The organism is uncultured Subdoligranulum sp., assembly GCF_937890665.1.
In genome coordinates this window covers 1-10,350 of record NZ_CALADU010000255.1, presented here as the reverse complement: position 1 = coordinate 10,350, position 10,350 = coordinate 1, and the positions used below count along the sequence as shown (strand labels likewise).

Genomic DNA, 10,350 nt, shown 5'->3' with positions numbered 1-10,350 from the left:
CACTTGGAGCGATGATATTAGGGAAAGTATAGCCTAAAGTGGTGGCCTTTTCATACACCTGCGCCCTGAAGTTGTTATTACCGATGCCAACCACCAGCAGGTCATAGTCCTTACGCAGTTCGGGCAAATCCGCAATGCCGCCAACAACAGGAATCCCACAAATCACAGAGCCAGCAAGTTGTCCATCGTCCACAAAGGCACAGTCATACTGGATCATTGCCTGTTCCGCAACCATACGGCCAAAGCCACCAGTGCCCACCAGCAGGAGCTTTTCCTTAGACATTGGGAATGCCCTTCAGCTCGTTCTGGACATACTCGGTAGTCATAATCTTCTTCACAGTGCCCTCGACATCCAGACGAGTAGTATTATGACTAGTGTAGGACTCATCGGCCATGGTATGTACCTCGCCCTTGACCACGAACTTATCGTAGTTCAGGTCACGGTTGTCAGCGACAACACGGAAGTAGTGACCCATATCCTGGCTGCGCAGACGCTCCTCACGGGTCATCAGAGTTTCGAACAGCTTCTCGCCGTGACGAGTGCCGATAATGTTCGTGCCGGTATCGCCGAACAGCTGCTGGACGGCCTTTGCCAGATCGCCGATGGTGGAAGCATCAGCCTTCTGGATGAACAAATCGCCGGGGTTGGCGTGCTGGAAAGCGAACATAACCAGATCCACAGCCTCGTCCAGATTCATCAGGAAGCGGGTCATGTTGGGGTCGGTGATAGTAATGGGATTGCCAGCCTTGATTTGGTCGATGAACAGCGGAATGACGGAGCCACGGCTGCACATGACGTTGCCGTACCGGGTGCAGCAGATGGTCGTGCCGCCGCGCTCTGCTGCCACACGAGCGTTTGCGTAAATAACGTGTTCCATCATGGCCTTGGAAATGCCCATTGCATTGATGGGATAAGCTGCCTTATCGGTAGACAGGCAAACAACGCGCTTAACACCAGCATCAATGGCGGCGTGCAGAACATTGTCAGTACCGATAACATTCGTCTGAACGGCCTGCATGGGGAAGAACTCACAGGAAGGCACCTGCTTCAGAGCAGCAGCATGGAAAATGTAGTCAACACCGGGCATTGCATCCTTCACAGACTGTGGATTGCGGACATCGCCGATGTAAAACTTCACCTTCTTGGCATTCTCCGGGTGTTTGGCCTGAAGCTCGTGGCGCATATCATCCTGCTTCTTTTCATCGCGGGAGAAGATACGGATTTCCTTCAGGTCGGAATCCAAAAAGTGCTTCAGAACGGTAGAACCAAAAGAGCCGGTACCACCAGTGATCATAAGGGTTGCGTTATCAAATGCAGACATTTTTATTTCCTCTCTTTTCTTTATTATTCATTAAAAAAGCTGAATTCTTGACGTGTTACTCTTAACACTTCAGATTTCATATCTTCTTTATACGCTTTCATGTCATACGGCAACCTATTTTTCTTGCACTTATCTGCGTATTCTTTTGTTGTTTCAATGAAGTGGGCCGGTACTCCCCCCCAGACTTCTCCGGGCGGTACGGATCTAGTTACCACACTTCCAGCCGCCACAATAGAATTGGGACCAATTTCAACCCCTGGCAATATTGTTGCTCGCATACCAATAAAGCAGTTATCCCGTATTACGACAGGTGCAAATTTGAAAACGTCTTTATATTCCTCTGTATCTCGAAATAAAAATGTTGCCGCATCGTGAGTGCTAAATTTAACATCAGCCGATAGAAGAACGTGATCTCCTATTTGGATAAGCCAAGGTTCACTGCCCCAACCAGGGTTACCAGTAAATCTGCATTCTTTTCCAACCTTGACGCCTAGTTTACGCGCATATTCAATTGGATTTCTCCGAGCCATTCTATCGGCTATTTTTGAAATAACACCCACTTTGCCTATCCTCCATATCGTAATTGACTCAAGCCTTCCATTTACCGGGTTGCAACTTTCCTTTAGGCTCTGTCCTTTTTCATATCCTTGTTTTGTTTCAGGTAATGAATGCCGTACACGGCCGCTGCAATGAAAATAACCGCCGCCACTGCATAACGTACAATCGCGTAATCATAAATCGAAATTGCAAAAAGCGAAACGATAAGTGTCATAATTGAAATTGCAAGAATCAGTTTGTTATCGTACACAAAATCGACTTCTTTTATATGCTTTTTAAATTCCCGATTTGCCCATATCGACAAAAGCAATGCCATAACAATGTAAGAAATCAGCGTTGTGTAAGCCGCCGCCATATAACCATATGCGTTAATCATTATATAGTTCAATACCACATTAAGCGCGGCTGCAATGGCAGATGACATCATAACCATCTTTGTTTTCTTAAGATATACCAGAATGTCCGAATACAGATTTGAAACTGCAATAAAGTAAACTCCACCGGCAATTGGAGGCATTATGTATATACCTTTGTAGTATTCTTCAGTCGCAAGAATTCGAACAATTTCCGGTGCAAGGTACACTAACAAAATAGCCACCAACGAATACATTCCAAGCATCGACACCGACAGTTTTTTAATCTTGCTTTTGGGATTCTCCATATTTTGATATAAATACGGTTCAAAAGAAGCATTGATTGCCGTCCAAACCATCAGTGAAAGCGAACTCACCGTATACAATGTGCTATAGACGCCAACAGCTGAATTACCAACCATTTTGCTAATCATAAGACGATCCGAAACACTCAAAATCTGAGAAGCAATCGAATAGCCAATCAGTGGCAAACTCAGTTGAAGTGAGAACTTCCAATATTTTGAAGAGTAAAAGCAACGCCCTTTCAGGAAAATGGAAAGCCAAATAACAAAAGCGACGCCATAGATAATTGAATAATTGGCAAAAAGCCGAACGCTTGCGATATCGGAAAATCCAATACTATTTGCATATAAAACAGCTGCAACCGCTAAGCCAGACGCCGACACCGCCGAAAGTACTGTCATTGCACCTGATAGCTTATAGCGATATTCAAATCTCTGTCGAGAGAGCCAAAAATCTCTAGCTGGCGCAACAAGTAATCCAATCAGCAGCAATATCATCAGGTGTGTCGGAAGTCCTGTTATATTGTTCCAGAACGAAGGTGCAACAAAATAAAGGAGTGCCAGCCCAATTGCAACAATGGATGTCAAGGAGAGTACCGATGATACATATTGATCGCGCTCTTTTTCAAACTCACGCAACGCAATAGAAAATCCACCCGACGTTAAAGCCAGCGTTGAAACAACTGTTATCATTGAATACCACGAGCTATACAAATTGACCACGCCCACTTGATCTGTAGTCATAATTCTGGTAAAGATTGGGGTGGTAATAATAGCTAGGCCTCGTGTAAAAACAGTTGCAAACAAATATACTATTGCTGATTTAAACCCGACTGGTATTGAAATCTTTGTTTTCTTTTTTTCCATAAACGAAGGCTGTCCCTCTCTTATTTTCTGAGTAGTATGTAATCATTGAATATTTGATACTGGTGGCAGCATCCATAATAATACATCACGGTGCAGCCCAAGTTTTCATGATGCCATTTCTTATAATCCGGGTCAAAGCAGATTGCGAGCTCACCTCTTTGACCAGTAAACACCAGCATATCATCGAGCTTTTGGAAATAATAACATGGCTCAGTTGCATCATACACACATTCAAAGTGGTTTCTATTATCTATAGCATCAAGTTTTCCAACAAACACACCTATAGAGCTTCTCGATATTCCACTAAGACTACTGTCATTAACTGCATTGCGCTCTAGCGTGTCATGATCCGACGCATAGATCAAGTCCCCCGCAGACGAATCATTCAGAATTACACCCATTGTTCTTTGAACAGAGTCATTTTTTGTATTAATTCTCCTGATGGTCAATTCCTCACTTGCGTCAGTAATAGAGTAAGTATCAGCTTTTTTCTGCTGCAGATACAAAAGCCATCCATTCGGATAGATTTCTCCCGTACCAATGATCCACCCATCTTTTAAGGTATTGATATGGTGGATGTGTCTACAAGGCAAGGTTGGCTTTGCACTGGAAACCAATTCATATAGTTCAAAGCAATGATCGTCCACCACTTTAACCTTAAATTGGAAGCCGTTTCTATTTCCGTTCTCATCTACCCCATCTGCAAGCATCCAGTCTATCACATGAGGTTTGATTTTCTTACTGCACAGTGCGATAATATTTCCCGTTGTAAGGCCGTGTGGTGATTGTGCAATAACTTTTACTGTATCGCCTTTTTGTAATTTCGACACCATACCTGATTCATTCCATTTGAATCGTGTCTTTACAGTCCCATCCACCGTTTCAGGCAGAAGCACTGTTCTCTTACATATAGTTATATTGCTATCAGTGCAATCAACGTCATCCTCTATCCTTATTTTATTTCCAAAGTTTGTTCCCCAAGCATTGCTATGACCCTGTTGAAATTCATACTCGCCTATGTCACTAAACTCGTATTTACAATACCACTGTCTTCCGCCATCACTGGACGCAAAAACACAAACTCTGACCCCTTCTTCAACATTGGAACAGTATGTCCCACTCAGGTTCATTTTGTCATTTCTGGTTCCTGTTCCAATAAAGCGAAAGGCATTAGCCTGGAGTGTCTGTGAGTATCGGTAGAAACGCGAACACAGTTTCACTTCGCCCCCAACAGACACTTCTTTGCTCTTTCCAAATCCCCCATTACCGTATGTATCGTGGTAACTTAAATCCGAATTTACACAAGGTGTATAAGAATAGCAGTGGTTTGGCAGCCCCGGATAATAGCATTCACATTCCGAAACGTTATTATGAGGTGCTGGATGTTTTCTCCCCGGCAGATCCCAAACAACACTTTCTTCAAATTTGATACTATCTCCAGATTTTGAAAAGCCTTCACAGTTTTTATTTCTTGCCGGCTTGTTATGATAAATTTGGCCTTTATCTGTAAAAATGCATAGCCGAACATCTTTAACATAGGTGTCCTGTTTTACAACACGCATATACGGAAGCAAAAGGCACTGCATAAAATTGCTGCCTTGAATCAAACCGGGAAAGTTTCTATCACACAGTTCAATGCGATAATTAAGAAAAGGGGCTCGGACATTTGGAATGTAAAACAACGTGTTCCCTCTTCGCTTCACCACAATATCGCCATATGCCGCGACCACAGAAGCTGCCTTCACTGGGTGTTCAAATACTGCATACTCTTCTGTGTCAATAATTCTTTTATAGCCCAGAAAACTGCGCGGGTTTGATTTCATCGCACATCTTGTACCAATTAGTTTTGCGGCATTGTCTTTTGTCAACTTTGCAGTAATCATCTTTCTCCTCCTTCCGTACACTGTATCAATCACGGTTTCATATTGACAGCTCTATCCAAAACGCCAGTGTACAACTCACCAACAAAAAGCTGCTTTGCCGTCTCTATTGCGTGTTGTTTCATAGCATCAATCGAACCTTCATCCAATAAAAAAATTCGTTCAATGGCCTTCATAATGGATACAGAATCGCATCCTTCAATTTTTACACCGTTGAAACCATCTTTAATGATTTCATCAGCACCACCAACTGCATTACATAGAACAGGAATTCCTAGTGATAGACTCTCAGAAAGCTTCGTAGAAAAACCTGCTTTTGCATACCGAAGATTCTCTCGAAAGAGAATGCTGAAGTCTGCTTTTTCAATCACCTTCACGCATTCTTCATGAGGAACACGACCATACGCGATGATGCCAATTTTCTCCGGATCATCGATTTGCAAAAGCGTTTTAACCTGCTCTTTTGTCACCCCAACGATATCCGCAACAACCCTTACTTGGTCATTGTTTATGTCCTTGATTGCGATTAGATACGGAAGAATCAAGTCCTTTTGCGCCGGCGACCCTGCATATACCAAATGGCGAACTCCATGGATTGTCGGCACAATTTCAGATTTGACACAGTTCATAATAGGCGGTATCTCAATCACATTTTTACAGCCATGGGACTGATAGTATGCTGTAAGATAAGGACTAATGGATATGATGTAATCCAACTTGGAATCCATGTTTCGGATACGATAATCCACGTTTTTAGCAACTACATAGTTCCACTTTTTTGATCGTGATAGCTCATACCATTCTGTTACGTCTGCGCCAACCGTAATCCCGCGTGGGTGGCAAAAAGCAATTATCTTTTTAGTCAGCCTCTCTTTTTCATTATAGACAATGACGGTATCCGGCTTTTCGGCAACAATCGTATCTTTAATTACACAGAAATCAGCACAACCACAAAATATGTTTTCTACATTCTTAATTTTCGACTTTGATTGTTCCTTTAAAATATAGCGGAATCCATCATACTCAATTTCGTCTTGCTTTTCTGCTGTCGGCTGACTCAAGCATAAAAAGATGACTTCATTGCCTGCTTCTCGTAATACCTTGGCAATTTGGTATACCCTTATTCCCGCTGCCGTCTCAGGTAATCCAGACCAACCAATATATAAAACCTTACTCATCTGCATATCCTCCGTGATCACTTAGCGACAGAATATGCCCCATATAAAGCATTATCACCAATTGCTTCACATCACAATACACCACATTAAAAACCGACAATCCTCCCAAGGCCATAAGCCAACAAACTATTGGAAGCATGGCGATCCATTTTATTGAATGAGATTTTATTATTGATAAGAGCGTTTTCACTTGAGGAACAAGCCACTGTAAAAGAACAACTATGCCGTAATGAAACGCAATAAACACATATTGGTTATCTATATTTGAAATATAGCCCTGTGTAGAGTCATAATATACAGCATTTGCTCCGTTACCAAATACCCATCCCAGAAAAGAAGATGCTCCTGCAATATCTGCATATTGGTGGCTTCGACTGTCACGACCAAGTTTATCGCTCAAAAAAATCAAGTTTTTTGAAAAATAACTCTGCAAGATGCGAACAATCAAATAACCCGTCAACATAAGCAGTATTACACGCAATATTTTAATTCGAACATTATGCTGTGTTGTTCCCAGCAAATAAATAGCTATACCGACAAGGCACGATTGGATAATCCAACTTCTAGAATTAATAATGACTGCAAAAATAACATTAAATCCAATTAGAAGCGCTTGTGGCAACCCAATCCCATCATCACGCAAAATTCGTCAAATAAACTACTGAACACCAAAACAAGGATACATAATAGTAAATCAGCGAAGAATTTCCAACAACTACTACGCCATACCTGACCACAAGCGTTATATATTCATATCCAAGTAAACAAATATATGCAATTATTAATATCGGCAAAATTCTTCTAACTGCATTCCATATTCCATCATCCATTCCAACAAAAACAGCCAGACTCACCAAATAGACAAGTGGCGTTGTTGGCGAAGTAATTGCAGAATACAAGCCATCTTCGAGGAGCATTTTTGAAAAATAGAACACAATTGTCAAGAACAATATTGAACCGTATAAGAAATGCGCCCTGTTTTCACAAATCTTTGCCACGGCAACTATAAAAATCACAAACAAGGCAGAATAAATGAGTATAAGATATATCGGTGTTGACGTATCGCCTCGCTTAAAATACATTGCATACTGTTCATTTACCCATATAGCATCTTTATATGAGTAGACCAGTGCCATAAACAGAGCAATTATTGAGTATACTATACACGCTCTTTTTTGCTTAAACTCCATTTTTTCTTCCCCGAAAATCTCTAATTAAATAAAACCATCTATTTCAAACAAGATTTTTGTCTACTCGCGTATAAATCTTCTTTGCATTAGTGCCCATTTTTTTTGCGCTTTCCCTATCCGTCAACAGACGGGCCATCGCCGTTGCCAATTCATTAGAATTCCTACATTCTACGATAACTCCATTTTCTCCATTGGTTATCAATTCTCTTGCGCCACCTGGCGAACAATCTGTTGAAACACATGGCAAACCAATTGCCATAGCTTCAATTAATGCATTAGGAATTCCCTCGTAATCTGAACTTAGTACAAAAAGCGAAGCATCCTTGATATATTCCTGAATATTATTTTTCGCCCCAGGCAAAAAGATCCTATCCTTAAGGCCCTTAGACTCAATAAATTTTTCAAGCTCCTTTCTTAGGCTTCCTTCACCGTATATAACGAGCGTATAGTCAGGAATTTTTTTTGCAAGTTCGGAGAATGCATTGATAAGTAACTTCTGATTTTTTTGAGGCTCCAATCGACCAACTGTTACAATTTCTTTTCTTTCTACGGTAAAATCGTGCGTAGGGAATCCTGTTACATCAAGCGGATTGAGAATAACGGCACTACGTTTTTGCACTTTTTCCGGATAACATTCTTGTGCACCTGTAGTCTGGAAGACAAATTCATCCGCTTTGTGTTCTACAATTTTTCTATAAATCTTATCAACTTTTCTCTGATTAACATGATTCGGATCATTTCGTTCAGAATAAATCAGCGGAATATGAAGTCCTGTAATTGCCACCGCTGTTAGAGCAGCAACATCATTGTAAAAGGATATTACAACATCCGGTTTCCACCTTCTACACAGAGAACGAATCGCTCTTATGATTACAATATGAGGAATACCCATCTTTTTTTCACTGTAGCAGCTCAGGAGCTCTACTTGAGATTTTAATGCATAGTTACTTTCAGCAGCTGTTCCTGTAAGCAAAATTTTAACTTCACAGCCTTTATCACACCATGCATTAGAAAGAATGCTCATCACACGCTCTGCTCCGCCAAAATTCATACTTGATGCGACAAATAAGCACTTCATTAGACTCCACCCTCACTTATATTTTCGTATATGTCGGCATACTTTTTTGCCATCGTTATCGCCGAAAAAGCAGCTGACTTATCCCATGCATTCCGCCCTAGACGCTTTCTCTTTTCTTCATCAGAATAAATCGACTCGAGAGCTACAAGGATATTCTCCTCTTTGGGGGCAATCAGTAGCGCATCCTTTTGATCCATGAGCATATCAGGAATTCCGCCAACATCGCTTGCAATAATAGGGAGTCCAGTTCCCATTGCCTCAATCAATGTCATTGGCATTCCCTCAAATTTAGACGGAAGAACAAAAACATCTGCATTGTGCAGCCAAGGGTAAACGTTGCTCTGTAAACCAGCAAATTCGACTGCATCTGTAATATTGAGTTGACCTGCAAGCTGCATCATATTCTCTTTGAGTTCACCATCTCCCAGCAACTGTAGTCTTGCATCCGAATGGTGTTCTTTGAAACGAGCAAAGCTTCTCAACAGAAGTTCATGGTTCTTCACATCCATGAACCGACCTATATGAAGAACTGTAAAGGTATCTTTTCTCGCATAACTTTCCTTTACAATGCATCGTGAAAGGTCAATTCCGTTAAATACAACTGGTATTCTGTTGTCTGGCAATCCATACACTTCTTGAATCGTCTTTTGGATTTCTTCACTCAGTGCCACAGGAACCACATTAAAATGTTGGAATAGTACCCCATTAATGGTTTTTCCTGCTTTCGTCTGCTCCTTCTGGGCAACATTGTGCACCGTATGCACCCTTTTAACCTTTAAACCCAGTGAAGCCAAAAAGGCATACGGCAAAACATACCGATGCGTGTGTATGACATCTGGTTGATATGCCTTTATTATTCTCCGCATTTTTGAAATAATAGACGGATCAAATCCTCTTTTTTTGCCTAGGTACTCTATTTTAATACCCTTGTTTTCAATGCGTTCCGTTATAGCAGTATGCAAATCAAAAAAACTAATAACTAAAACATCGTGGCCTTCTGCAGCAAGACTACATGATAGATTTTCCACCATGGTTTCTGCACCGGCCAGTCCAAAATCCGGCATAATCTGAATTATCTTCATATATTGCTCCATATATCCTGATTACTAGATGCAGCATTTTCAGCTGACCATGACCCATTCCTGCGTCTGCTTTTCGGTAATCTTTTGCATAGCCTTTCGTACAAAAGCGACCTTATTCCAAATCCAACTATTTTTTTCGGTGATCCACTTATCTATATATCTTTCATATTCTGAATCAGGCAACAGATGATTCAACGCTTTCAGGAGTTCAATGTGCAAAGAATGGTAGAATGGACTCGTAAGCTTTCCGCCCATATCATAGTAGCTCCAATGACCCGCATCGAACTTACATAAACTGTTTTTTATTCCATCAGAGGTTTGTTTCCACGCCTCTGAGTATTCCAACTTTCCTGTCAGTTTCCATGCGTCAAATAATCCAAAAGCTGAAAAAATCCATCCATTCAGCACAGGAGCTTTGTCTGGATACTCCTTTAGAACCAGTCCATCGGGGGAGTATTCACTTGTCCCGCCTTCTGCTACCGGCAAAAGCATAAAGTCGATTGCTTTTGTGCATGCAGTATAGTATTTCTGATTCTCTGT

10 protein-coding genes and 1 pseudogene are annotated in these 10,350 nt (G+C 41.4%); all 11 read right to left on the bottom strand.

Features of this window, described 5'->3' with window-relative positions:
* Nucleotides 1–283, bottom strand: a pseudogene (locus tag Q0526_RS14280) (lipid carrier--UDP-N-acetylgalactosaminyltransferase); the annotation flags it as partial.
* Complete coding sequence (locus Q0526_RS14275) at nt 276–1,322, bottom strand: polysaccharide biosynthesis protein (RefSeq protein WP_298734922.1); 1,047 nt, start codon at nt 1,320–1,322, stop codon at nt 276–278. The pseudogene Q0526_RS14280 and the gene Q0526_RS14275, both read right to left, overlap by 8 nt.
* Nucleotides 1,323–1,345: 23 nt before the next feature.
* Complete coding sequence (locus Q0526_RS14270) at nt 1,346–1,882, bottom strand: acyltransferase (RefSeq protein ID WP_298734921.1); 537 nt, start codon at nt 1,880–1,882, stop codon at nt 1,346–1,348.
* Between the two features lie 62 nt (nt 1,883–1,944).
* On the bottom strand, nt 1,945–3,402 hold the full coding sequence (locus Q0526_RS14265) for a polysaccharide biosynthesis C-terminal domain-containing protein (RefSeq protein WP_298734919.1): 1,458 nt from the start codon (nt 3,400–3,402) through the stop codon (nt 1,945–1,947).
* Nucleotides 3,403–3,422: 20 nt separating this feature from the next.
* Entirely contained in the window at nt 3,423–5,285 is a 1,863-nt protein-coding gene (locus tag Q0526_RS14260; protein ID WP_298734917.1) for a hypothetical protein, read from the bottom strand.
* 29 nt (nt 5,286–5,314) lie between these two features.
* Nucleotides 5,315–6,460, bottom strand: a complete 1,146-nt coding sequence (locus Q0526_RS14255; RefSeq protein WP_298734914.1) for a glycosyltransferase — start codon at nt 6,458–6,460, stop codon at nt 5,315–5,317.
* Nucleotides 6,453–7,082, bottom strand: coding sequence for a hypothetical protein (locus tag Q0526_RS14250; RefSeq protein WP_298734911.1), 630 nt, complete (start codon nt 7,080–7,082; stop codon nt 6,453–6,455). The genes Q0526_RS14255 and Q0526_RS14250 overlap by 8 nt, the downstream gene beginning before the upstream one ends.
* A gap of 13 nt (nt 7,083–7,095) precedes the next feature.
* A complete protein-coding gene (locus tag Q0526_RS14245) occupies nt 7,096–7,650 on the bottom strand; it encodes a hypothetical protein (RefSeq protein WP_298734908.1) in 555 nt (184 codons plus the stop codon).
* A 43-nt stretch (nt 7,651–7,693) separates the two neighbouring features.
* Nucleotides 7,694–8,728, bottom strand: a complete 1,035-nt coding sequence (locus tag Q0526_RS14240) for a glycosyltransferase family 4 protein (protein WP_298734906.1) — start codon at nt 8,726–8,728, stop codon at nt 7,694–7,696.
* Nucleotides 8,728–9,810 carry a glycosyltransferase gene (locus Q0526_RS14235; protein ID WP_298734903.1) on the bottom strand — a complete coding sequence of 361 codons (1,083 nt, stop codon included), beginning with the start codon at nt 9,808–9,810 and terminating at the stop codon, nt 8,728–8,730. The genes Q0526_RS14240 and Q0526_RS14235 overlap by 1 nt, the downstream gene beginning before the upstream one ends.
* Nucleotides 9,811–9,849: 39 nt before the next feature.
* Nucleotides 9,850–10,350 (bottom strand): D-glucuronyl C5-epimerase family protein (locus Q0526_RS14230; protein WP_298734901.1); only part of this gene is annotated, 501 nt, incomplete at its 5' end.

Coding starts and splice junctions, on each gene's coding strand:
- Q0526_RS14260 (WP_298734917.1), bottom strand. CDS start 5,285: ATGATTACTGCAAAGTTGACAAAAGACAATGCCGCAAAACTAATTGGT.
- Q0526_RS14275 (WP_298734922.1), bottom strand. CDS start 1,322: ATGTCTGCATTTGATAACGCAACCCTTATGATCACTGGTGGTACCGGC.
- Q0526_RS14235 (WP_298734903.1), bottom strand. CDS start 9,810: ATGAAGATAATTCAGATTATGCCGGATTTTGGACTGGCCGGTGCAGAA.
- Q0526_RS14265 (WP_298734919.1), bottom strand. CDS start 3,402: ATGGAAAAAAAGAAAACAAAGATTTCAATACCAGTCGGGTTTAAATCA.
- Q0526_RS14255 (WP_298734914.1), bottom strand. CDS start 6,460: ATGAGTAAGGTTTTATATATTGGTTGGTCTGGATTACCTGAGACGGCA.
- Q0526_RS14240 (WP_298734906.1), bottom strand. CDS start 8,728: ATGAAGTGCTTATTTGTCGCATCAAGTATGAATTTTGGCGGAGCAGAG.
- Q0526_RS14245 (WP_298734908.1), bottom strand. CDS start 7,650: ATGGAGTTTAAGCAAAAAAGAGCGTGTATAGTATACTCAATAATTGCT.